Origin of the sequence: Luteibacter sp. 9135 (genome assembly GCF_000745005.1) — a bacterium.
GTDB lineage: Bacteria > Pseudomonadota > Gammaproteobacteria > Xanthomonadales > Rhodanobacteraceae > Luteibacter.
This window is the reverse complement of the sequence record NZ_JQNB01000001.1, coordinates 2,558,483-2,581,223: the sequence shown is the minus strand read 5'-3', so window position 1 is coordinate 2,581,223 and position 22,741 is coordinate 2,558,483. Positions and strand designations below refer to the sequence as shown.

The following is a 22,741-nucleotide window of genomic DNA, read 5'->3' as shown; positions in this document are numbered from 1 at the left end:
CCCTATCGATACGCGCCCTGTCCGGGCACCGGCGGCGATCCGCCCGGGGCCATGCCCGCTCCAACGTCACCACGCCTTGCCGCCGCTCCTCGCGCCGGCAAGGCGTTCGCGTGTCTGGCAGGGCTGGATCGGCGGCGTCGGACTCGCCCTGGCCATCGGGCTTGCCGGACCTGCGCAAGCGCAGTCGGTCGTTACCAGCGGCACCGTGGCGCTCAGTTCGCAGCTGGTCGATCGCGCCGTGGCACTCACGCCCGCCACGCCCATCCTGCAGGGGTCCGTGACCTGGACCACCCCCACCGGGTGGTCGCTCGGGCTGGCCGCCAGCACCCGGCTGCGCGCACCCGGCCGGCTGGCGGAATCGTTGGCGCAGGTGGCACGCTCCTGGACCCTGTCCGATGACTGGCAGGTGCAGGTGCCGCTGGTCTATTACCGTTACCCGCCCAACGGATCGTGGCACGTCTACGACCGGGTGGAACTGGCGGTAGTGGGCATCTACCGCGACACGCTGACCATCGGGCTGTCGGGCGCCCAGCTGGTGCACGGGGCCAACCGCGGACCGCGCGGCGCGGCCGACCTCGGCTTCCTCTGGCCGCTCGCCGACCACCTCACGCTGTCCCTGGGCGCCGGCATCGCCCAGACCCTGATCCGGCCGCGGCACGTCTACGACTCGGATTCCGGGCATTATCTCTACGGCCAGGCCGGCGCGATATGGGACACTGGCCCCTGGCGGTTCCAGCTGGCGCACATCGTCAACGGCCAGCACGGCCAGGGCGGCCCGTCGCGCATCGCCCCCTGGACGGCCACGCTGTCGCGCTCGTTCTGACGTCCAGGCAACCTTTTGGCCCCGATCGGGCACTTACCTGCTCCACCACACGGTCGCCGCGAGCCCATGAGAGACCCCGAGAACGACACCGAGGCCACCGATCGCCTGCTGCTGCAGCGCATGGCGGCGGGCGATCGCGTCGCGCTGACCGTGCTCTACCGCAGCTACCACGACCGCCTGTGCCGGTTCCTGTCGCGCCTTACCCGGCGGCCGGACATCATCGAGGAAGTGATCAACGACTGCTTCTGGATCGCCTGGCAGAAGGCCGGCGGCTTCCACGGCGACTCCCGCGTATCGACCTGGATCATGGGCATCGCCTACCGTTGCGGCCTGAAAGCGTTGCGCCAGCATGGCAGCGAGCCGGTGGACGAGGACACCATCCCCGAGAGCATGATCCCCTCCCACGACCCCGACGACGACCGCGAGCTGCGCGACTGGTTGGGCAAGGGCATGGACCGGCTTTCGGTCGACCAGCGCGTGGTGGTCGAGTTGGTCTACGGCGTCGGCCACAGCCTGGACGACGTGGCGGTCATCATGCAGTGCCCCGTGGGCACGGTGAAGGCCCGCCTCTTTCATGCGCGGGTCAAGCTGCGCAACGTACTTCCCGGCCTCGCCGGGGAGCCCCATCGTGCCAGGGAGAGCGCAACATGACCGTCTCGACGGAAAACGGCAGGGAGTGCAGCCGCGTGTGGGAAGCCATGCCTTCGGTGGTGATGGGTACCGCGACACGCGAACAGGACACGTGGGTGCATGCCCATCTGGCCGAATGCGACAACTGCCGTGAAGAATTCACCCAGCAGGAGCGCCTGCGCCATGCCATGGCGCTGCCTTCGGATGTCCATCTGGATGCCAACGCGGGCCTTAAACGCCTGCTGACACGGCTGGATGCCCCGGCCGAGGAAACGGTGCGCGTGCGCACGTCATCCTGGCTGACCCGCGCCCTGGTCGCCGCCGTGCTGGTCCAGGCCCTGGGCCTGGGCGCCCTGGCCCTGCGCCTGCATGGCGAACGCCCCGCCTACCGTACGCTGAGCCAGGTTTCGGCACCGGTCGCCGCCGGGGCGATCCATGTCGTGCCCGATGCCACGATGGCCCTGGCCGACTGGAATGCGCTGTTGCAGGCGCATCACCTGCAGGTGGTGGGCGGCCCGAACGAAGCCGGTGCCTATACGCTGGTGTCCACTGACCCGGCCTCCCCGCCCGACCAGCTCCTGCGCGAACTGCGCGCGTCACGCGGCATCCGCTTTGCGGAACCGGTCATGCGCACGCCATGACACCACGCGACATCGTGCTCGCCGCCTGCCTGGTCGCCGTGGCCGCATGCGCTCCCACCCATTCCACGCGTCCCGATCGCGCGGCCAGCGGTATGGCGGCGTCGACGGCGGCACCGGCACCAGCGTCGACGCCTGCCGCCGGCGCCTCGGCCATGGACAGCCGGCGCGACATCGTGCTGGCGGTGGCCAACCCGCTGGCGCCGATGTCCACCCACGCCGGTTCCAACGTGCTGGGTTACGCCTCCAGCGGCCACTACGGCGCGGGGCAGCGCGCCGCCGGCATGCTGGCCGAACTGAAGAAGCACTACGACCTGCAGGAAGTGGCCGGCTGGCCGATCACGGCGCTGAGCCTGTACTGCATCGTGGTGAAACCCGCCGTCGGCGTGGATCGTGACGCGGTCATCGCCGCACTGGCGAAGGACGATCGCGTGCAGCTGGCGCAGCCGTTGCAGGATTACGCGGTCTACACGGAGCCGACGCCGCCCGATGCGCACCGCTACAACGATCCCTACGTGGACCTGCAGCGCGGTTTCGTCGCCACGGACGCCGCGCTGGCGCACACGGTGAGCCAGGGCGACGGCGTGCGCGTGGCCGTGGTCGACACCGGTGCGGACCTGACCCACCCCGACCTGCAGGCCCGCATCCACGATACGCAGGACGATGTCGGCACCGATGCCGGAGCCTTCGACCGCGACGCGCACGGCACCGAGATCGCCGGCGTCATCGCAGCGGTGGGCGACAACCACCAGGGCATGGTCGGCATCGCGCCCAAGGCCACGCTCAGCCTCTACAAGGCCTGCTGGTATCCCCCCGGTGGCCACGACGGCGCACGCTGCAACTCGTTCACCCTGGCCAAGGCGCTGGCCGCGGTCAACGACACGGACGCGCGCATCGTCAACCTCAGCCTGGGCGGCCCGGCCGATCCCCTGCTGGGCAAGTTGCTGGAGCACCTACTCGGCCAGGGCCGGATCGTCGTCGCCGCCTTGCCGCCCAACGGCAGCGAACGCGGCTTTCCCGACAGCGCCGATGGCGTGATCGTGGTCCGTGCCGGCAGCACCACCGCCGCACCCCCCGGCGTGCTCAGCGCCCCCGGTAACGACATCCTCACCACGCAACCCGGCGGCAGCTACGACTTCAGCTCCGGCTCGTCACTGGCCGCCGCCCACGTCAGCGGCATCCTCGCCCTGCTACTGTCGATCGAACCCAACCTCGACGCCCGCACCGCCCACGACCTGCTCCTGCGCAGCAGCAAGCTGACCAACGGCGTCCTCGAAGTCAACGCCGCCCTGGCCGTCCAAACCCTCCGTCACGACCACCCCCGCCGTTAACCCCTCGCCCCCCATCCACCACGTAACGACGTCGCCTCGTCACGACGAACGGTAGGAGCCCACGATGTGGGCGATCCACGCTGCCGCGGTCGATCCACATTGCCGTGTCGAACGAAAGCAACATGCGCGGTGGAGCAAGAGCCGGCGGGTAGCCCCCTCGGGGCCACGCCTACGGCGACCCGCTAAGGAAGGGCCGCTCCGCGGCCGTATATCTATTGCCCTACGGGCCCGGGTCGGGCTTCGCACAGGGGTTTTCGACTCGACATCCTGTCTCGCGAAAACGGCCGGCCGTCCGGGCCGGCCCCCTTCGGGCCTGATCTGTGCGAACCCCTCGCCTGCGGCTACCGGCCACGAGGGAGCTACCCGCCGGATCTTCCAACGACTGAGGCACGTTGTGACGCGAGCGGTCGCAGATGTGCAGGGTATGGCGTCAACGCTTCGTTGGCTTTTCGCCCACGTCGTGGGCTCCTACCCCACGGGTAGGGCAGGTTGTGGCATATCCAACGCGTGGTCTGCCGTCCGGGGGTAGGAGCGCACGCACGTGCGCGAACCCTCGACGTATCTAAGGCGACCGATGCGATGCAAAGCAGGCAAGCGAGCGTTCCCAGCCACGAAGCGAAACCAGGCTCTTCGCTCTCCCCACACGCAACCGCAGTCTTGGAAAGAGCCGGCGGGTGCCACCCTCGTGGCCGGTAGCCGTAGGCGAGGGATTCGAACGGACAAGGCCCGAAGGGGGCCGGCCAGGACGGCCGGCCGTTTCCGCTGAGACAGGATGTCGAATCGGAAACCCCCGTTCGAAGCCCGACCCGGCCCGAAGGGCAATCAATAAACGGCCGCGGACGCGGCCCTTCATTGACGGGTCGCCGCAGGCGTGGCCACGAGGGTGGCACCCGCCGGCTCTTGCTCCAAGACGCTAAGGCTTAGAGCGAAACGCGAGGCCGAAGGCGAGCCCACCCACAAAGCCCAACAAAGAAATGGGCGGCGCCGGCGCATCCAGCGGGAGCGCCGCCCGGTCCACACAGGGGGAAGTGGACGGCTGAATCATGCGGTGTCCACCACGTCACAAGTGTGACGCAGCGCACCGCTGCGCGTAGTTGCCGCAAACGCGGCTATCCCATCGGCGAACCGCGACGTGGATCACCCGGCCACGTGACCGGACGGGCGTCTGGACGTCCTTACCAGGGCACCGTCCGCCCGAGGTAGTCCAGGTAATGCAACCCCGGCATGCCCTCGTGCGCGAGCATCGTATCGACCAGGCGGGGGATGCTCTCGGCGATGGTGAGCCGCGCTTCCGGCCCGCCCATGTCGGTGCGCACCCAGCCCGGTGCCATCAGCAGCAGCGTGCGCGCCTCGTCCTTGTGCCGTGCCGCGAAGCTGCGCATGAACATGTTCAACGCCGCCTTGCTGCCCCGATAGACCTCGTACTGGCCGTTGGTGTTGTTGGTCAGGCTACCCTGCCCCGACGACATCACCCCGATGGTGCCCTTGGGCGACACGCACGCGTGCAGCGCCTCGATCACCCGCAGCGGGCTCAGGGCGTTGGTCACCATCACGCGGACGAACTCCTCCGTGGATACCTCGGCGATGCCTTCCCAGTCGGCGTTCTTTGTGCCCGCGTTGACGAACAGCGTATCCACCCGGCGTGGTACCAGGTGTGCGTGGAGGTCGGCGATGCCGGCGGGGTCGGTGATGTCCAGTGTCATCACCTCGAGGGCACCCGCCGATGTTTCGGCCAGTGCATGGAGCCGCTCCATCGAGTGGGCACGCCCGGTGGCGATAACCTGCCAGCCGCGACGGAGGTAGTCCTCGGCCAGGGCAAAACCGAGTCCGCGCGAGGCGCCGACCAGCAGGATGGTCTTGCGTGGGGATGAAGGTGTCATGCGATGCTCCGATACAGAGGCTGCCCTTCGCGGGCGGTCCATGCAACGTAGTGTCCCTGGACATGGGGCGGAAGGCGCGCGAACGGAAACGTATAGATGCACCGGACGCCTTATCGAGGCCTAAGCCACGCTACGATGCGCCATGGACGAGCCCGACCTGAACCTGCTGATCGCGCTGGACGCCCTGCTCGCGGAAGCCAGCGTGGCGGGCGCGGCGCGCCGCCTCGGTCTGAGTGCATCGGCGATGAGCCGCACGCTCACGCGCCTGCGTGCCGCCACTGGGGACGAACTACTCGTACGTGCCGGACGCCGCATGGTGCCGACACCGCATGCGGTAGCGTTGCGCGAGGTGACTCGTGGCCTGGTGGAAGACGCGCGACGCGCGCTGCGGCCCGCCGTGACGGAACAGGACGTGGCAGGCCTGCGACGGGATTTCACCCTGCGTGCGAACGACGGCTTCGTCGAGGTGTTCGCCGCGCTGCTGATCGCCGACGCCCGGCGACTCGCCCCCGGGGTGCGCCTGCACTTTGCGTCCAAGGCCGAGAAGACACCGATGCACCTGCGCGAAGGCCTGGCCGACCTGGAGGTGGGCGTCGTGGGCGGCATGGGGCCTGAGGTACGCACACAGGCCCTGTTCCGCGACCGTTTCGTCGGCGTGGTGCGGCGCGGTCATCCACTCGACGATGGCAATCCCGTGACGGCCGGGCGCTATGTCGCGCACGGCCATGTCGTGGCCTCTCGCCGCGGTCAGGCGACAGGTCCGGTCGATACCGCGCTGGCGGTCGCCGGGCTGGAACGCGAGGTGGTGGCGGTGGTGCCGGCCTTCCACGCGGTACTGGCGGTGGTCCGTGCCTCCGACCTGGTCGGGCTGGTACCCGCGTCGTTCCTGGCGACACCAACGGAGGGTATCGCCGTCTTCGAGCTGCCGGTGGTGACACCGGGTATCACCGTGTCGCAGATGTGGCATCCGCGACTGGACAACGATCCCGGCCACCGCTGGCTGCGGCAGCGGGTGCTCGCGCTATGCCGCGAGCACCTGCGCGCCTGAGCCGTCGCGGGCGTCGCCTCGGTTCAACCGTCCAGCGAAGGCGCGACCAGCTTCACCACGCTCGAGAAATCCAGCCCGCCGCGGCCGGCCTTGCTGTTCAGCGCGTACAGGTTGCGCGCCAGTTCGCCCAGCGGGATGGACGCGCCCACGCCCACCGCCGCCTCGGTCACCAGGCCCAGGTCCTTCAGCATCAGGTCGGTACCGAAGCCGCCGGTGTACCCACGCGACGCGGGTGCGCCGGGCAGCACGCCGGGCCAGGGGTTGCAGACCTCCGTGGCCCAGCTGCGTCCGGTGCTGACCGCCATCATCTGCGACAACACGGCCGGGTCCAGTCCATGCGCGGCGCCGAGGGCGATAGCCTCGCCAGTGACGGCCATGATGACGCCCAGCGCCATGTTGTTGCACAGCTTGGCCACCTGGCCGGCGCCGTTCGCACCGACATGGAAGATGTTCTTGCCCATCGACGCCAGCAACGGCCGTGCGCGTTCCAGCACCGCGGCGTCGCCGCCCACGATGAAGGTGAGCGTGCCGGCCGCAGCACCGGCCGTGCCGCCGGACACCGGCGCGTCGAGCATCGCCAGCCCACGATCGGCCGCAGCCCGGGCCACCTGCTTCGCCGTCTCCGGGGCGATGGTGCTGCAGTCGACGACCAGCGCGCCGGCCGGAATCGCCGCCAGCAGGCCCGCGTCGCCCCGATAAAGCGCGTCCACGTGACGGCTGGCCGGCAACATGGAGATCACCACCTCGGCGTCCACCACGGCGTCTACCGCGCTGACGGCCGCGGTAGCGCCGAGCGCGACCGCGGCCTCCACCGCCGTTGGCACCAGGTCGAACACGCGCAGGCGGTGCCCGGCCTTGAGCAGGTTGGCGGCCATCGGGCCGCCCATGTTGCCCAGTCCGATGAAAGCGATGCGACTCATGGCGAGGATTCCGTGGAGGCACCCAGGTCGGCCAGCGGATGATCCGCGGCGGCCCATGGGGCGTGGAAGAAGGTTTCCGCCCAGGCCGGCGTGGCCTCGGCGAGGGTGGCGGGGTTCCAGCGCGGCTGGCGGTCCTTGTCGATGAGCAAGGCACGGATGCCTTCGGCGAAGTCGCCGTGGGCGGCGCAATGCAGCGACACGGCGTATTCGAGGCGGAAGGTATCCGCGAGCGACAGGTCGGCGGCGCGCCGCTGCAGTTCGAAGCCCAGCCGCGCCGATCCGGGGGCGCCGGCGAGCAGCGTGGTTTTCGCCGCCTGCAACCACGCATCGTCGGTGTCGAGGGCGATGATGCCGGCGACGACCTCGTCCAGGTTCGACGGTGCGCACAGGCGCTCGATGAGCGCTGCATGCTGCTGCAATGGACCGGCGGACGCAGGCTGCGCGAACGACTCAAGCAGGGCCGAGAGCGTCGCGTGGTTGTTCGTGGCGGCGTCGGACCATGCCGTGTCGATCAGCCTTGCGACCACCTCGTCGTGACGCGACGACTCAACGAAATGATCCGCCAGGCGCGCATGGATCGCGTCGCCCGCATTCAGCGGTGCGCCGGTCAGGGCGAGGAAGAGGCCACCGTGTCCGGGCACGCGGCGGAGCAACCAGCTGCCGCCCACATCGGGGTAGAGGCCCACCGTGATCTCCGGGAACGCCAGCTTCGAGCGCTCGGTGACCACGCGGTGGCTGGCGCCGGCCATCAGGCCGATGCCGCCGCCCATGACGATGCCGTGACCCCAGCACAGCACGGGCTTGGCGTAGCGGTGGATGCGGTAGTCGAGTCGGTATTCCGTCGCGAAGAAGGCGGCGGCAGGCGTATCGCGCGCGATGTCGTGGTTATCGACGCGATGGTCGAGCATGCCCCTGTACAGGCCATGCAGGTCGCCACCGGCGCAGAAGGCCTTTTCCCCCGCTCCCTTCAAAAGCACCATGACGATGCCGTCGTCGTCGGCCCAGGCACCCAGTCGTTCGTCAAGCAGGCGGGCCATCGGCAGCGACAAACCGTTCAGCGTCTTCGGCGCATTCAGCGTGGCGATGCCGATGCGCCGGCCGTCGCGCGTCGCACGCTCGTCGAACAGCACCGGTGCGTTGTCGGGCGTTTCCATCGGCGTCGCGCTCATGCGTTCTTCCACTGCGGGCTACGCTTTTCCAGGAAGGCGTGCACACCCTCGGCCTGGTCGGCGCTGTCGAACAGGTCGACGAAGGCCTCACGCTCCGCCACCAGCGCGGCCGCGTGGGTCTGGGTGCGGGTGGCCTGGACCAGCCGCTTGCACGCCGTGACGCTGGTCGGACTTTGCGCGTGGGAGCGTGCGGCCCAGGCCAGGGCCGTGGCCAGCCCCTCGCCGGTGGGGACCACCTCTTCGACCAGACCGATCCGCAGCGCGGTGGGCGCGTCGACGCGCTCGCCGAGCAGGATCATCCGCTTGGCCCAGCCTTCGCCGACCAGGCGCGGCAGGTTCTGCGTGCCGCCCGCACACGGCAGCAGGCCCACGCCGGCCTCGGGCAGCGCCATCTGCGCGTGCGCCTCGGCGATGCGCAGGTCGCACGCCAGCGCGCACTCCAGGCCACCGCCCATCGCATAGCCGTTGATCGCGGCGATGCTCACGCCACGGAACGCTGACAGGGCCTCGAAGGCCTCGCCGAAGCGACGGGCCGCTGCGCGCGCCACGGCGCGGTCGCCGTCGGCGAACTGCTTGAGGTCGGCGCCGGCGCAGAAGAACTTGCCGCCCTCGCCCGTGACGACCAGGGCGTAGATGTCGCGATCGGCGTTCAATGCGCCGACCAGATCACGCAGTGCCGTCAGGCTGTGCACCGTCCAGGTGTTGGCCGGCGGGTTGCGCAGGGTCACGACGGCCGTATGGCCCTCGACCTTCAGCGCCAGTCCGGTCCAATCGGTGTCCTTGTAGCCACTCATCGCAATTCCTCTTCGGTGTTGAGCAGGTGGCGCGCCACGATCACGCGCATGATCTCGTTGGTGCCTTCCAGTATCTGGTGCACCCGACTGTCGCGCAGCAGCCGCTCGATCGGGTACTCGCGTATGTAGCCGTACCCGCCATGCAACTGCAAGGCATCGTTGCAGATGGCGAAACCGGCATCGGTGGCGAAGCGCTTGGCCATGGCGCACCACACCGTGGCGTCGTGGCTGCGTGCATCGAGCTTGCGCGCGGCGGTGTGAACCATCTGCCGTGCGGCCACCAGTTGCGTGGCCATGTCGGCCAGCTTGAATTGCAGCGCCTGGAACTCGCCCAGCTTGCGGCCGAACTGGCGCCGCTCACCCAGGTAGCGGCGGGCCGCATCCAGCGCCCCCTGCCCCGCGCCGAGCGAACACGCGCTGATGTTGATACGGCCACCGTCCAGTCCCTTCATCGCGATGCGAAAGCCCTCGCCTTCCTCGCCCAGCCGGTTCGTTGCGGGGATACGCACGTCCTCGAACGTGATGCCGCGCGTGGGCTGGCTGTTCCAGCCGAGCTTTTCCTCCTTGCGGCCGTAGCCGATCCCCGCGGTATCCGCGGGCACTGCGAACGCACTGATGCCGCGCGCGCCGTCGCCGCCGGTGCGAGCCATCACCACCAGCATGTCGGTGGCGCCGGCCCCGGAGATGAACGCCTTGCTGCCGTTGATGACGTAATGGTCGTCCTCGCGCACGGCGCGCGTCTGCAACGAGGCCGCATCGGAACCGGCGCCCGGCTCGGTCAGGCAATACGACGCGAGACGTGTGCCGCTGGCCAGCGGTTCGCCCCATGCCTGCAACAGGGCCGGCTGGGCGTAGGTGGTCAGCATCCAGGTCGCCATGTTGTGGATGCTGATGAAGGCGGCCGTGGAGGGATCGATCGCGGCCAGTTCCTCGAACACGATGGCCGCGTCCAGCCGCGTCAGGCCGGTACCGCCGGCCGCTTCGTCCACGTAGAGGCCACAGAAGCCCAGTTGCCCGGCCTTGCCGATGACCTCGCGCGGAAAGATGCCTTGCGCGTCCCAGTGCGCCGCATGCGGCGCCAGCTCCGCCTGGGCGAAGTCGCGCGCCGCCTCGCGGAACGCATTCTGCTCGTCGCTCAGGCCCGCGGCCTGCACCGTCACCGGAATGTCCATGAGGGGCGCCCTCACTTCAGGCTGATGGTGGTGTTGACGCCCTGACCCGTGCCGCCGTCGTCGAACCAGCGCGAGGTGACCGTCTTGGTCTGCGTGTAGAACATGACCGCCTGCTTGCCGTACGGACCGAGGTCGCCCAGCTTCGAGGCGCGCGAGCCCGTGAACGAGAACAGCGGCACCGGCACCGGGATAGGCACGTTGATGCCGACCTGCCCCACGTCGATGTCCTCCTGGAAACGACGCGCCGCGGCGCCGCTGCCCGTGAACAACGCCGTGCCGTTGCCGTTGGGGTTGGCGTTGACCAGCGTGATCGCCTCATCCAGCGTGTCCACCGTGAGCACGACGAGCACGGGACCGAAGATTTCCTCGTCGTAGATGCGCATGCCGGGGCGCACGCCGGAGAAGATGGTCGGGCCGACGAAGTTGCCCTGCTCGTAGCCCGGCACGCGGCAATCGCGGCCGTCCAGTTCAAGGGTGGCGCCTTCGGCCACACCGGCATCGATCAAGGCGTGCACGCGATCGCGCGCCGCGCAGGAGATGACCGGGCCGACATCCGTACCGGCCTCGCTGCCCGCATTGACCTTCAACGTCTTCGCGCGGGCCACCAAGTCGGGCAGCCACTCGCGCGCGGCGCCGACCAGTACGGCCGTCGAGGCCGCCATGCAGCGCTGGCCCGCCGCGCCGAACGCCGCGCCGACCATCGCGTTGAGCGTCTGCTCGCGATGGGCATCGGGGAGCACCACGGCGTGGTTCTTCGCGCCCATCATGCACTGTACGCGCTTGCCGGCCTGCGACGCGCGATGGTAGACATGGGTGCCGACGCGGGTGGAACCGACGAACGACACCGCCTTGATCTGCGGGTGGTCGCAGATCGCGTTGACCACGTCCTCGCCACCGTGCACGACGTTGAGCACGCCGCGGGGGATGCCCGCTTCCACGGCCAGTTCGACCAGGCGCATGGTCACCATCGGGTCCTGCTCCGACGGTTTCAGCACGAAGGTGTTACCCGTGGCGATCGCCATCGGGAACATCCACAGCGGAATCATCGCCGGGAAGTTGAACGGCGTGATGCCCGCGCATACGCCCAGCGGTTGCAGCAGCGTGTAGGTATCCACACCGCCGGCCACGTTGTTGGCCAGCTCGCCCAGCTGCAGGTTGCCGATGGCCGCCGCGTGTTCCACCACCTCCAGGCCACGGAACACGTCGCCTTCGGCATCGGGCAGCGTCTTGCCCTGCTCCGCCGTGAGCGTCGCGGCCAGTTCGGCCATGTGCTCGCGGATCAGTTGCTGGTACTTGAGGAAGATGCGCGCCCGCGCACCGATGGGCGTCTTGCGCCAGGTGACGAAGGCGCGGCGCGCGGCATCCACCGCCGCCTCGACTTCCGCCGGCGTGGCGAAGGGCACGCGTGCCAGCACCACCTGCGTGGCCGGGTTGACCACGTCACGCCATTGCGTGGTGGCCGATTCGACGAACTCGCCGTCGATCAGCAGCTTTACCGTGGCGACATGAGTCGCGGCCGGGTTCATCTCGTTCATTGTCCAGTCTCCAGATCGCTCACCCGCGAAACCGGGCGTGCGAGGGACAAGACAAGTGATTCGAGACAACGGACGCCGCGTCGAGTCAGCTCATCCGGTTGCCCACCGCAACACCCGAGGAAGACACCGCATGCGATGTCCACCACGGGCCGGTCTCCGGGCTTGCGAGCGATGCGGCATGCATCAGCCCGACACCTTCCCGCGTTGCCGCAGTGGTTCTGAGTCGGGTTTTCTCGCCTACCGTTGCGGGGGCAGCGCCGGCATCGGACCGGCTTCCCGTTTCACCCTGCGCACCGGAATGGCGGCGGCAGGACACCTGTGGCCCATCGATTGTAGGCGGCGCAACGCATGGGGACACGCTGCGATGCAGTAAACGGCGCGGTGGCGGCGTCGAGAGCCGGTGGCATCAGGGCTTGTGGTACGAGAAGATCTTGGCCAGTTCCGCGTGGTGCCCCTTGTCGGCGACGAGTTCGGTCATGGGATGCGCACGCACGATGCTGCTGCCGCTCTTGGTCGTGGTCTCGCCGGGGTGCTGTCCGCCGAAGGGTCGCCCGGGCACGCCGGTCAGCGCACTGTGCGAGCCCAGGTTGTCCTTGAACATCTCGCCGCAATGGAAACACACCTGATTGGGGAAGCTGGCGAACGTGGCCACAAGGCCCGTGTCCTGGGCCATGGGCGTGTGTCGGTGCGTGTCGTGCAGCGTCACCGCCATCGGCTCGGAATGGTGGTTCTGCGCCGGGTTGCTCTTCTTGCCCCGGCGTTTCGCCGACTTCACGCTTGGCGCGTACAGCGTGGACGGCGCACCGCTGGCGGTCTTGTCCAGCCCCTTCGCGGAAACACCCATGGCATAGCTGCCGTCGATCCACGCGAAGCGGGCGGTGCCGTGGTCGTAACGTACCTTGCCGACATCGGAGAGCACGGTGTTGATCGTCTGCTCGGTGCCCTTGCTGTTGAGCGCGGGCGTATACAGCCGCTTTGCGCTCTCGTCGAACGCGCTGACGAACGGCTTGGACGCTGACGCATCACGAAGCGCCTCGGTGGTGGGCAACGAGTGCAGGCGCCAGCCCTTGACCGAGCCATCCGGCATGTTGGACAAGCCGACGATGGAGCCACGTCGCGAACGGTACATGGTGTTGGTTTTTTTCGAAGGCGACGGTACCGCGCCCCAGTCCTGCGTACTGAACAACGGGGTGAGTCCCGTATCGGCCCGGTAGTCGGCTACCAACGACGGCGCGAGCCGCACCGCGCCGTCGGAAAGGGTCTTCGACACCGGGAACGCAATGTTGGAAAACGAATGAAAGCGCGGCGCATCGGCCGACGTCCCGGACAACATGCTCTTTCCCGAGAACGCGGTGTGAGAGAACTTCAGCGGCACCTTCGCCCGCGCCACGTGCGGGTCGAGCGGCGCCGGGCCGGACGCCTTGCGTTTACGCGATACCTTGGGTGCGATCATGGCGTACTACCTCGCGAAAGCCCGGTCGGGCGACAGATCCAGCGGATCGAAGGGACAGCCGATGGCGAAGCAGAGCTGGCGCAAGCCGTCGATCGATGGCGACGCGCCCTTTCCCAGCGCCTGCTGGAAGAACAGCAGGTCGTCGTCCGGCGGCGCCGCGTGCGCCGCCATCGGCTGGAAACCCAGCGCGTGCAGCGCGGCGATCGAACGGGTGTTGTCACGGTACGCCGAGGTGTAGAACACATCGATGCCCACCTCTACCGCCTGCCGGGCGAGCAGCCGTGCAGCCCGGCGCCCCAGCCCGCGGTTCTGGTGGTCCGCGCCGATCCAGAAATGGAAATACCCCGCGCTTCCGGCGTGCTGGTAGCCCACCGAACCGACGAAGCCGTCCGCCCGGTCGACCAGGGCGAAGCAGGCGCGCTGCGGATCGGCCTGCTGGAAGGCGATCCACTCGCGCACCGCGTCCACGTCCTCGAGCGCGGGCAAGCGGGTCACGATACCGATGTGCGGATCGCGATACTGGCGCAGCCACGACGGGGCGTGATGCCAGGCCAGCGGTTCCAGGCGCAGTTCCCCGTCCACCGCATGCGCCGCAGCGAACCACGGCAACGCGCGGCAATAGCGTACGTGGTCGCGGATATAGGTCTTCCATGCTGGCTCGTCGTCTTCCGGGTTACCGAGCATGGCCTGCGCCGCCGTGACATCGCCGGCATGCAGCAACGACCAGGTGAGCCGGTCGGCCACGTCGTCGACCAGCGATGCCTGTAGCGGCGCGAGCACGTCCACGGCGAGGCCCCACAATCCCAGGTCGGCCGCGCAGGCGCCCACGCGCTGGCAGGCATCGGTGGTGGTTTCGTCACGCGCCAGCTCCCCGCTGCATTGCAAGGCATCCCGCCAGTGCGAGCGCGCGAGCGCATCCCCTTCCTCGCGCAGGCCACGCAAAACGAGCGCATGCGGATCGAAGGCCGCTGCCCGTAGCACGGCGAGGGTGACCGCCGCGGGCGCCTCGTCCGACAGCCAGCGGGCCTGCTCGCGCAAGGCCAGCGCGGTGTCCATGCCGCCACGAAGCGGCGCAAGCACCCGGGTGAATGCATCGGCTGGTTCGTCACCGGCCATCGTCACCTGCAACAGCGGCGAGGCGGCGGTGGTCCTCTCGTATGCCACCCGCGCATCCGGCTGGGCGCAGGCCAGCGCATGGAAGTTCACCGGCATCGCGGAACTGCCGTCGATCCATGCCGAAGGCAGCGCCAGGCCGCCGTCGGCGATATCGCGAAGGTCGGCGACGCCGTGATCCGCGGCAAGCAGCAGGTAGCGCCCACCCGTCAGCGAGGCCATGGCGCCCACGGCGCGAATACCCGCCGAGGGCAGGTTCAGCACCGCACTGGCCAGCTTGTCGCGATAGCGCGCTTCCAGCGGGCCATCGCCGACACCGGGCGACCATGCGCCCTCCACGGTAGTGACGCCATCGGCTTGCGGGGGTGACACCGTCATGCATCCATCGAACCACTGCGCGTAATGCGTCGCGCACAGGTCGACGTCGAGCCCCTGGAAGTAGCCCATGCCGAGGAATGCGACGCGATCGCGCAGCACGGGTGGACGGTCGGTGCCGGAGGGATCCCATCCGTGCAGGCAGACCTGTCCGTGCCGTACCCCGTCGCGCACGCGGCGGTGACGCAGCAGCGACGACGCATCGCCGCCGCACAGGTACAGCCGGATGTCCGGCGCGCGACCATCGCGCACGGCAAGGCGATCCATCGCCCTCAACAGGCGCGCCGCGAAGACACCGCCGGCGGGCGACAGGTCCACGATGTCCAGCGTGTCCCCGGCATAGCACCACAGCGCCTCGGCCACCTGTTCCACGAACGCAGGCAAGGCCATGGCATCGGCAAGATCGATGCGCCGGACGAGCGGCGTCGGCGTGTCGTCGCGGCGATCCGCGGGCGCGGGTGAAGAACGGGTGGCCAGCATCGTCATCGTCCTGGATACGTGGGAAAAGACATCACTCGGAGGTCGTACCGTCGGTGATGCCGAGTATGTCGAGCATGTCGAGGCGTCCGCCTCCCTCCACGAAGATGGCGTGGTAAAGCTGCGCGGAATTCATGCCGCCCCACAGCACGGCGCGCCGCAGCAGGTAGGGCACAGGGCTATGCGGTTCGATGCGCGCAAGGAACGCGGCGATGTCCTCGAGGACGTCGTAGGCGCGCTGGCGTTCGGCCACGGGGTCGAGCGGCTCGTACCCGGGCGATGTGTCGTCGTCCGACTCGTCGTGGTCCGTGCCGGCATGACCGTCGCCCGCTCCGGCATCGCTATCGGCAGCGGCATCGCGCCCGGCGGCCACGACATCGTCGCCGCCCGCATCGACGGACGGCGCCTGCTCGACCGGCACCTCTTCGGGCTCGCGCAGCGCCACGCCACGCTGCGCCAGTTCCTCGCGCATGGGCGACTGCATGCGCTCCAGCAACCCACGCAGTCGCGACAGCGAGGGCATGTCCGACGCCTGCGCGCGCAGGCTGCCCTCGAAGGCGAGGATCGCCGCATGGGCCGTGTCCAGATCGACGACGCGTCGACGCAAGTGATCCGTGGACTGCCGCCCTACCAGCGCCGCCAGGTCAGCCAGGGTGGGTGCTTCCGCGGCCTCCTCGGGCAGTTCGCGCTGCACGGCCTTGATCCGCTCGAAACGGCGCGCCATTTCCCAGGCCGACCAGCTCACCGCCTGCTCGTTCTCGCCGACCAGCGGTGCCAGGGACAGCGCCGGCATCAGCTTGTCGTCGACCCAGCGCACCACGTTGCCCAGGGCCTCGAAACTGGCGTCGTCGGTGCGCGGATAAAGGCGCTCCCAGAACGTTTCGCACAGCGCCTGCATCAGGGCGATGCACGGCGCCACCGCGATGTGGCCGCGCTCGTGGATCTCCGACTCCAGCAGCCATGCGGCAAGCTGCAGGTCCTTGGTTTGCTCGGATAGCACCGATACGATGATCCGCGAGACGCGTGGCCAGTTGGAACGACGCAGTTCGGCCGCCCACGGGCCCATCGGCAACGACGGGTCGTCGCCGCGCCGCGCTTCGGACAGGGCACGGTAGGCCGAGGTGCCACGTACGGGCGACCCGGTGGGGTCGTGCCCGGGGATGGGCGCCAGCAGACGCTCCAGCGAGCGACCGAAGTGCGTTTGGAAGTAGCCGCCCTCGAACGAGGCGGGCGTGGGATGGGCTGGCGACATGGCATGTCCTCCTGGGAAGTCATTACGGCTCCGGGGCCTGTTGCGGGAACACGGGTACGTGCAGCGGCAGTGCGGAATGCGTGGTCGGATCGTTCGCCGAAAGCCGCAGCGTGATGTACAGCTGCGCCCTGGCGATCGCGTCTTCGCCGGCCAGCGGCGCGGTGATAACGGTGGGCACGTCGAACCCGAGCAGCACCGCATCGGGGTCCAGGCCGCCGGCGGACGGCACACGATGCGCTTCGATGAAGTGCAGCAGCGCCCAGGGGCCGTCCGCGCGATACACGGCATGGTGGCCGTTCACGCCCAGGTCCGCCTGCGCCGGATCGGCCACCGGCGTGTAGCGCGAGCTGTCCGCCCAGGCCAGGTCGAGGGACACCGGCTGGCCGAACGTCCACGCCAGCGTCGGCGCCACATCGGGCCAGTTGGCCTTGCCGGTGCCGCTGGACAGCGTCCAGCCCACCAGCTGGTTGCTCAGCGGCGAATCCTGCGGGCGCGCACGGAAGGTCACCTCCATGGACAGCGGCGCACCGACCGGCACCACCGAAAGGTTGCCGGCAAAGAAGGCCTGCACGGCGTCCAGCTGCGCGATGAACGTCTTCATGCGGGCGGCGCGGTCGCCCTTGGCGGTGGCCAGCCAGGTCGTCAGTTCGACCTTCTCCTTCGCGTAGTACACGAAGAACGCCCGTACCGTATCCGGCGTTACCTCGTGCGCATCCGGCGGACCGAACGGGTAGCGCCCGGCCACCTCGCTGTTGAACAGCATGGCGATGCGATAGAAGTGTAGTTCGGAGCCGGCCTTGCCCTGCGCCGTACATGCCAGCGTGGCCTGGCGCAGCATCGCCTCGCGTCGCGCCGAGAACAGGTCGTTGCCCCCGGCCGGGCCACGATAGGCCGACAGCGCCGCATCGCACGTGGCATAGGTGAGCGTGGCCAGCTGCTTGAGGAACAGGTCTTCCAGCCCGGCCACCTGCCCCGCCGGATCGGCGAACTGCACGGCGCGATTGAACTGGTCGATCGTGCCGTCCCAGTAGACGTCGGTCTGCGCGTTCAGCCGATGGGTATCGCTGGTGCCGCGCGAGTTCTTCAACAGCGTGACGAAGGGCGCGGCGTAACCGGACAGCACCTGAGCGCGCGCCAGTTGCCGTTGCAGGTACGCCTGCAGCACCGGGGTGCTGCCCAGGTCGAACATCGGCGCGTCGCCCGCCTCGTTCGCCGCCTGCACGGGCGGCGCGTATAGCTGGCTGGCCGAGGCCAGTCCGGAGACGTCCATCAGCATGCCCGAGGCGTAGTTGCGCGCGCACTGGCCGACGCTATCGGCCAGTGCGGCGAAACGCAGCTGGCGCAGTTGCTGCAACGATTGCAACATCGGTCCGATGGACGCCGACAGGGCCGCGCTTTCCGTCGACAGCTCCCGATCCAGGGTCGAGACCGCGTCCAGCCCCGGCGAATCGCCCTCGCCGACGCGCTGGCGCTGGTTGCGCGCCAGGCTGTCTTCCAGCGTGCGCGCCAGCTGCGCATGCGCGATGCGCTCGTACAGCGGCTCGGTGCCTTCGGCCACGGGATGCGCCTGGCGCTCACGCGTGCCGAACGCCTGGTAGTCGCGCAGTTCACCCAGCACTTCGTCGAACGCCCCCGCGCGGAACCCACCGGCCGAGCCGTTGCAACTGAACGCCTGCATGGAAGCCACCTGCATGAAGCCCATGCCGGCCAGTCCATGCAGGCCGCTGGCCTCGGCGGCCAGCCCGGGGCTGATGCCCTGCAACTCACCCGTGGTCGCGTTCACCGTGAACAGCGCGCCGTAAGGCGGCACCGAGGCCTGGCGCAGCGTGGCCACCGCGGGCAGGTAGCAATGGGTCGTGTCGAAGTGGCCCAGCGTGTCGCGCAACGAGGCATCGTAACCATGCTTGCGGATCAGCACGTCGATACCGGGGCGCAGGGCATCCACCTCGCGTGCGCAAGGATTGGACGCGGGCGTGGACAACACCCAGCCCGTGCCGACCCAGCGCAACCAGTCGTCGAAGGCACGCAGGGTGGGAAGCACCGGCGGCCGGTCGTCCTTCAGTTCGGCCAGCAGCGCGGGGCCCGAGGCCACGCGCCGGGACAGGTCGCTGGCGGCTCCTTCGGCCATGGTGTCGAAACGCTCGATGAGCTGGCGCTGGCGGTCGTGGCCGATGTCCGGCGCCGACCCGTAACGGGCCGCGAGCAACGCCTTGCCGAGCATGCCGTCGGCTGCCAGCGCATCCCTCGGCACCGGCTTGCCGTGCACGTAACGCGACACATCGGCGAACGCCGCCAGCAACGCACGCACGCCGCCCTCGTCCGCGGGGTGGCCCAGGGTACGGAAGCGCGCCAGCGCATCCTCCAACGCCGCCAGGTGCGACAGCTGAGCGTCGAGTTGTGCGTGCGCGCGCTCGAATGCCTGGTCCGGGGGCACGTCGCCACCGGCCGGCGCCAGCACCGCCGACGACAAGGTATCGATACGCTTCTGCAACTCGCAGGCCAGCGACGGCAGCAACACCTGATCCAGCGCCTTGCCCGAGACGGTGCGCACCACCCCGTCGGGAATGCGCCGATCGACCCATGAAGCCGGGATCGCGAGGTAACGGGTGCGCGTGTCCAGCCGTGCGATCTGCCCGACCAGTTCGTTGAAGCGCCGTGCATCCAGGCAGCCGCCACGGGCCAGCGCATCGCTGCTGGCCGAGACATCGACGACCATGTCGTGCAGGGCCTTGCCCCGCGAGGCCACGTGCCATGCCGTCCAGGGCAGCGCGACGACCCCTGCCAGCGCCGCCGCCGCGACGCCCAGCTGCAACCCGCGCAGCAGGCGGTTGCGCGCGAGGATGCCTTTGCGCGTGCGCTGCGCCAGGCCCTTCTCGCCGAACACCTTCTCGGCCAGCAGGTCGCCCAGGAAACCGACGTCCCGGCGTGGTGCGCTGGCCGCCGCGCCGTCGCTGCCATCCGGCCCGACGAAATAGATACCGCGACAGAACGCCCGTGTCTCGTACATATTGGGCTTGAACACGACATCCAGCACACGCTGCAACGGCACCTGCAGGCGCCGCATGTGCTGGGGAAACAGGAAGAAATCGTCCGCGTCGTCGATATGGTCGCGCGCCGCCGCGCTGGCCAGCACCAGCGTGCGCAGGCCGTCCAGCAGCTTGCCGAAGGCCTTGGCGATCCATTCCGCCGGTGTGCCGTTGTCATCGAGAGTGGAACTGGACCAGCCGACGATCTCGCGGCGCAGGGCCGGGTCCTGCGCCGCCCAGAACGCATCGAAGCCGGGCACGGCGTCCATGCGTGTCAGCACCAGGTACACGGGCAACGCATACGCGTAGCGCTCCTGCACCGAGTACACGCGCGTGAACATCGCCTGGGCCAGTGCATCCAGCGCGGCATCGTCGGACGACAACAGGCGATCCGCGGATAACGCCCAGACCAGGCCGTCCACGGCACGGTCCGGACGCAGGCTTTCGATATCGCCGAGCAGGTCGTGCCAGTGCGCCTGCCCGGCCACCTCGGGCGCGGTGGTGGCATCGGGGTCGAGCAGCACGCCGCTGTCGAGGAAACGCCACTGCGCACGCGGCACCGAGGCCCGCAGCCAGGCCTCGTTGCGGAGGTCGGCTCCGCTGGGTCGGCGCAGCAGGTCGTCGGGCACCGACGCGGCGAGACTGCTCTTGCCGTCGCCGGCCATGCCCAGCAGCAACAGCCAGTTGCTGCGATAACGCCAGTCGCGTCGCGCCAGGAGGTAGCGCACCGCGCGCTCCACCACGGCGTAACGCCGGCGTGCCGCGTCGCGCAGCGTGACCCAGCGACCGTGCCCCGCCACCTTGCGCGGCACGCCGCGTACCGCGGGCACCGCGGGTGCACGGCGCGCACGCCACAGCAGCACGACGATCAGCAGCAGCGCGACCAGCGCCAGCACGAGGCAGACGACGAAGGCGCGGCTCACGGCGCGGCTCCGGCGGTGCGCTGGAGGGTGTCCAGCAACGACCAGGTCAACACCAGCCACACTACGGACGAGACGACCAGATATCCCAGCGCGCCATACAGCGCGCCACGCACCCACGGCATCAGCGCCGTGCGGCTGTTGTCGCGATCGGTGGTCACGGTGTGCTTGTACGCCTCGTCGAAGGCATGCCGGCGCGCCACGCCCAGGTCACCCTGGCTGGCAAGCTTGTACAGCTTGCCGCGGAAGGCGGCGATCGTGGCCTCGCCCGAAGGGCCGCGGTAGCGCCCCTTGAAACCCAGCTGCAAGGCGAGCAGGAAGACGCCGGCCAGATCCGCATCCAGCGGCGCCGGCGCCCGCGAGTCCACCAACGCCTGGGCCAGGTCGAAGAACCGCCGGCCGGCAATGCGGCTGCGCTCGATGCGGTATTCCAGCAGGTATTCCGGCCAGTGCTCCGCACCGGGCCAGGCCAGGTCGAGGATGAAGATCTCATCGGCCAGGGCCAGCATCGCGTAGCGAGCGCGCACGTAGATGGCCAGTTCCGCTTCCGTCGCCGAGGCCACGACCTCGTGTTTTTGCTTGTCCAGCACGTCGAGCAGGTAGGCGGACACGCGTGCGGCCAGGTCGTGTGCGGACAGCGCCACATGGGGCGTATCCGGCTGCAACAGCCGCTCCAGGTCGCCACGCTGCGCCGCCAGTTTCACCTCGGCCACGGTCTCGTAGAACGCGGCGAAGCGTCCCAGCAGCGACACGTAGACGGGCGAGGCGGCCGCCATCGATCAGTGCCCCGCCGCCACGCGCGGCACGTACAGCGTGATCGCGGTGGGCACGTGGCTGCCCGGCTCGCCCAGGATCACCAGCGTACGGCCGGCCACCAGCAGCGCGCGCGGCGGTCCCGTTTCCGGGTCGATCCGTCGCTGCGCCACCGTGTACACGAACGAGCCCGCCGGAAGGTTGAGCGCCGTCACCTGTCCGGCATCGGCGGGCATCACCGGTGCCCCGGTGTCGCGGCGGCGGACCAGGGTGGAGACGAGGTCGTCGGTGCCGATGGCCGCCGTGTTGATCCAGTCGTGCAGGGTCTGCGCGGTCTCGCCCACCGCCGGCCGCAGTTCGATGAGCAGGCGCGCGGTATCCATGCCGGCCGGCAGCACGCACTGGAATCCCGAGACGCCGACGCGGCGGAACTCGTAGACCTCGTAGTCGGCGTTCAGTCGCGCGAGCTGGGCATCGATGTAGCGGAAGGCGCGTTCGAACTGCGGCAGGCAATCGTCGTGGTCGTAGCCGCCCAGGGCGGGCGGCTGCGGGGCGCCGTCGCTGGCGGCCAGCACGCCCACCAGCCCGGCCAACGCCTTGTACGCCTCGAACGGATGCACCCCGCCCGATTGCAGCAGCACGTCCAGGCCGGGCAGCACGGTGACCAGGAACCGCGCCGCGCGCACCTGGGCATGCGACTCGCTGGCAAGCCGGCGCTCCGCGCGATCGCCCGCGGCACCCATCAACTCGCGATACTTGGCCCACAGCAGCACGGACAGCCGCTTGAGCCGGGCATCCAGCCCGCGCTCGCCGTGGAAGGCGGCGGCTTCCAGCCGCAGCAGCGGCGGATGGAACGACGCCAGGCTGACACCGCGTGCATCGCCGGTCAGGCGCAGCAGCGGGAACGAACTGTAGGACCTCGGTACCGCGTCGCCCGCCATCAGCGAATACACCGGACGCAGCCGATCCACGGCGATCTCGTCCCTGCCCGTGTGCTCGTCGGCCACCAGGTCGCCGGCCACGGTGGTGTAGCGCTGCATCTCGCCGTGGACATTGGCGGCGCCCTTGCCGCGCACGGGCACGCACAGGTGCACGGTGACATTCGGCTCGGCGATCCAGCCGTGGCCGGAGAGGTCCAGCTGCAATGGCGACGCACCCACGGCTTCCACGTGGTCCACCAGCAGGCCGTCGTGCATCACCCCACGGACGCGGGTCACGCGCACCACGCCCCTGGCCAGCTCGGTCGGGTCGATCGCCAGGTCCAGCAGGCCCCAGCCGCGCGGCTGCACGGTGGACAGGCGTTGTTGCAGCAGGGCGTGCCAGTAGATGTCGTTCTGCTGGAAATGCTGCGGCGACAACAGCATGCCTTCCGACCAGGAGACCGCTTCCGGCACGTCGGGCAGGTTGTCCGTGAGGGTGTTCATCGGCATGT

17 protein-coding genes and 1 riboswitch are annotated in these 22,741 nt (G+C 69.3%); of the genes, 5 read left to right on the top strand and 12 right to left on the bottom strand.

The window, feature by feature from the left end:
• The first annotated feature begins 76 nt into the window (after positions 1-76).
• From FA89_RS11120 to FA89_RS11105, 4 genes are all read left to right on the top strand, one after another.
• Positions 77-823: a hypothetical protein gene (locus tag FA89_RS11120; RefSeq protein WP_051938695.1), complete on the top strand. Its 747-nt coding sequence runs from the start codon at positions 77-79 to the stop codon at positions 821-823.
• 66 nt (positions 824-889) lie between these two features.
• Entirely contained in the window at positions 890-1,474 is a 585-nt protein-coding gene (locus tag FA89_RS11115; RefSeq protein WP_036140676.1) for an RNA polymerase sigma factor, read from the top strand.
• Complete coding sequence (locus tag FA89_RS11110; protein ID WP_036140675.1) at positions 1,471-2,094, top strand: zf-HC2 domain-containing protein; 624 nt, start codon at positions 1,471-1,473, stop codon at positions 2,092-2,094. Before FA89_RS11115 ends, FA89_RS11110 begins: the two co-directional genes overlap by 4 nt.
• On the top strand, positions 2,091-3,422 hold the full coding sequence (locus FA89_RS11105) for a S8 family serine peptidase (RefSeq protein ID WP_036140674.1): 1,332 nt from the start codon (positions 2,091-2,093) through the stop codon (positions 3,420-3,422). Before FA89_RS11110 ends, FA89_RS11105 begins: the two co-directional genes overlap by 4 nt.
• A gap of 1,175 nt (positions 3,423-4,597) precedes the next feature.
• Here the strand turns inward: FA89_RS11105 and FA89_RS11100 are convergent.
• A complete protein-coding gene (locus FA89_RS11100) occupies positions 4,598-5,302 on the bottom strand; it encodes an SDR family NAD(P)-dependent oxidoreductase (protein WP_036140673.1) in 705 nt (234 codons plus the stop codon).
• A 142-nt stretch (positions 5,303-5,444) separates the two neighbouring features.
• Between FA89_RS11100 and FA89_RS11095 the strand changes: the two genes are divergently transcribed.
• The gene (locus tag FA89_RS11095; RefSeq protein ID WP_036140672.1) at positions 5,445-6,350 is read left to right on the top strand and encodes a LysR family transcriptional regulator; all 906 of its coding nucleotides are present in this window, start codon (positions 5,445-5,447) and stop codon (positions 6,348-6,350) included.
• 23 nt (positions 6,351-6,373) lie between these two features.
• Here FA89_RS11095 and mmsB read toward each other — a convergent pair whose 3' ends face one another.
• The 11 genes from mmsB to tssK all read right to left on the bottom strand — a co-directional run bounded on the left by mmsB (position 6,374) and on the right by tssK (position 22,733).
• Positions 6,374-7,270, bottom strand: coding sequence for a 3-hydroxyisobutyrate dehydrogenase (mmsB, locus tag FA89_RS11090; RefSeq protein ID WP_036140671.1), 897 nt, complete (start codon positions 7,268-7,270; stop codon positions 6,374-6,376).
• A complete protein-coding gene (locus FA89_RS11085) occupies positions 7,267-8,439 on the bottom strand; it encodes an enoyl-CoA hydratase/isomerase family protein (RefSeq protein WP_240003886.1) in 1,173 nt (390 codons plus the stop codon). The genes mmsB and FA89_RS11085 overlap by 4 nt, the downstream gene beginning before the upstream one ends.
• Positions 8,436-9,233, bottom strand: coding sequence for an enoyl-CoA hydratase (locus FA89_RS11080; protein WP_036140670.1), 798 nt, complete (start codon positions 9,231-9,233; stop codon positions 8,436-8,438). The genes FA89_RS11085 and FA89_RS11080 overlap by 4 nt, the downstream gene beginning before the upstream one ends.
• Positions 9,230-10,405 (bottom strand): acyl-CoA dehydrogenase family protein, encoded by a 1,176-nt coding sequence (locus FA89_RS11075; RefSeq protein WP_036140669.1) that lies wholly within the window; start codon positions 10,403-10,405, stop codon positions 9,230-9,232. Before FA89_RS11075 ends, FA89_RS11080 begins: the two co-directional genes overlap by 4 nt.
• 11 nt (positions 10,406-10,416) lie before the next feature.
• The gene (locus FA89_RS11070; protein WP_036144132.1) at positions 10,417-11,931 is read right to left on the bottom strand and encodes a CoA-acylating methylmalonate-semialdehyde dehydrogenase; all 1,515 of its coding nucleotides are present in this window, start codon (positions 11,929-11,931) and stop codon (positions 10,417-10,419) included.
• A gap of 139 nt (positions 11,932-12,070) precedes the next feature.
• A riboswitch (cobalamin riboswitch) is annotated at positions 12,071-12,275 on the bottom strand.
• Positions 12,276-12,346: 71 nt separating this feature from the next.
• The gene (locus tag FA89_RS11065; protein ID WP_036140668.1) at positions 12,347-13,393 is read right to left on the bottom strand and encodes a hypothetical protein; all 1,047 of its coding nucleotides are present in this window, start codon (positions 13,391-13,393) and stop codon (positions 12,347-12,349) included.
• Positions 13,394-13,399: 6 nt separating this feature from the next.
• A complete protein-coding gene (locus FA89_RS11060) occupies positions 13,400-15,361 on the bottom strand; it encodes a GNAT family N-acetyltransferase (protein ID WP_036140667.1) in 1,962 nt (653 codons plus the stop codon).
• 31 nt (positions 15,362-15,392) lie between these two features.
• Positions 15,393-16,610 carry a type VI secretion system protein TssA gene (tssA, locus tag FA89_RS11055; protein WP_036140666.1) on the bottom strand — a complete coding sequence of 406 codons (1,218 nt, stop codon included), beginning with the start codon at positions 16,608-16,610 and terminating at the stop codon, positions 15,393-15,395.
• Positions 16,611-16,632: 22 nt separating this feature from the next.
• A complete protein-coding gene (locus FA89_RS11050) occupies positions 16,633-20,559 on the bottom strand; it encodes a type VI secretion protein IcmF/TssM N-terminal domain-containing protein (protein WP_036140665.1) in 3,927 nt (1,308 codons plus the stop codon).
• Positions 20,556-21,332: a DotU family type IV/VI secretion system protein gene (locus tag FA89_RS11045; protein ID WP_051938694.1), complete on the bottom strand. Its 777-nt coding sequence runs from the start codon at positions 21,330-21,332 to the stop codon at positions 20,556-20,558. Before FA89_RS11045 ends, FA89_RS11050 begins: the two co-directional genes overlap by 4 nt.
• Positions 21,333-21,335: 3 nt before the next feature.
• Complete coding sequence (gene tssK / locus FA89_RS11040; RefSeq protein WP_185754321.1) at positions 21,336-22,733, bottom strand: type VI secretion system baseplate subunit TssK; 1,398 nt, start codon at positions 22,731-22,733, stop codon at positions 21,336-21,338.
• Positions 22,734-22,741 lie beyond the last annotated feature (8 nt).

Bases quoted from the DNA above. Each gene is read 5' to 3' on its own strand.
- FA89_RS11110 (WP_036140675.1), top strand. From the start codon at position 1,471: ATGACCGTCTCGACGGAAAACGGCAGGGAGTGCAGCCGCGTGTGGGAA.
- FA89_RS11115 (WP_036140676.1), top strand. From the start codon at position 890: ATGAGAGACCCCGAGAACGACACCGAGGCCACCGATCGCCTGCTGCTG.
- mmsB (WP_036140671.1), bottom strand. From the start codon at position 7,270: ATGAGTCGCATCGCTTTCATCGGACTGGGCAACATGGGCGGCCCGATG.
- tssK (WP_185754321.1), bottom strand. From the start codon at position 22,733: ATGAACACCCTCACGGACAACCTGCCCGACGTGCCGGAAGCGGTCTCC.
- FA89_RS11065 (WP_036140668.1), bottom strand. From the start codon at position 13,393: ATGATCGCACCCAAGGTATCGCGTAAACGCAAGGCGTCCGGCCCGGCG.
- FA89_RS11045 (WP_051938694.1), bottom strand. From the start codon at position 21,332: ATGGCGGCCGCCTCGCCCGTCTACGTGTCGCTGCTGGGACGCTTCGCC.
- FA89_RS11060 (WP_036140667.1), bottom strand. From the start codon at position 15,361: ATGCTGGCCACCCGTTCTTCACCCGCGCCCGCGGATCGCCGCGACGAC.
- FA89_RS11070 (WP_036144132.1), bottom strand. From the start codon at position 11,931: ATGAACCCGGCCGCGACTCATGTCGCCACGGTAAAGCTGCTGATCGAC.
- tssA (WP_036140666.1), bottom strand. From the start codon at position 16,610: ATGTCGCCAGCCCATCCCACGCCCGCCTCGTTCGAGGGCGGCTACTTC.
- FA89_RS11105 (WP_036140674.1), top strand. From the start codon at position 2,091: ATGACACCACGCGACATCGTGCTCGCCGCCTGCCTGGTCGCCGTGGCC.
- FA89_RS11095 (WP_036140672.1), top strand. From the start codon at position 5,445: ATGGACGAGCCCGACCTGAACCTGCTGATCGCGCTGGACGCCCTGCTC.
- FA89_RS11075 (WP_036140669.1), bottom strand. From the start codon at position 10,405: ATGGACATTCCGGTGACGGTGCAGGCCGCGGGCCTGAGCGACGAGCAG.
- FA89_RS11100 (WP_036140673.1), bottom strand. From the start codon at position 5,302: ATGACACCTTCATCCCCACGCAAGACCATCCTGCTGGTCGGCGCCTCG.
- FA89_RS11085 (WP_240003886.1), bottom strand. From the start codon at position 8,439: ATGAGCGCGACGCCGATGGAAACGCCCGACAACGCACCGGTGCTGTTC.
- FA89_RS11080 (WP_036140670.1), bottom strand. From the start codon at position 9,233: ATGAGTGGCTACAAGGACACCGATTGGACCGGACTGGCGCTGAAGGTC.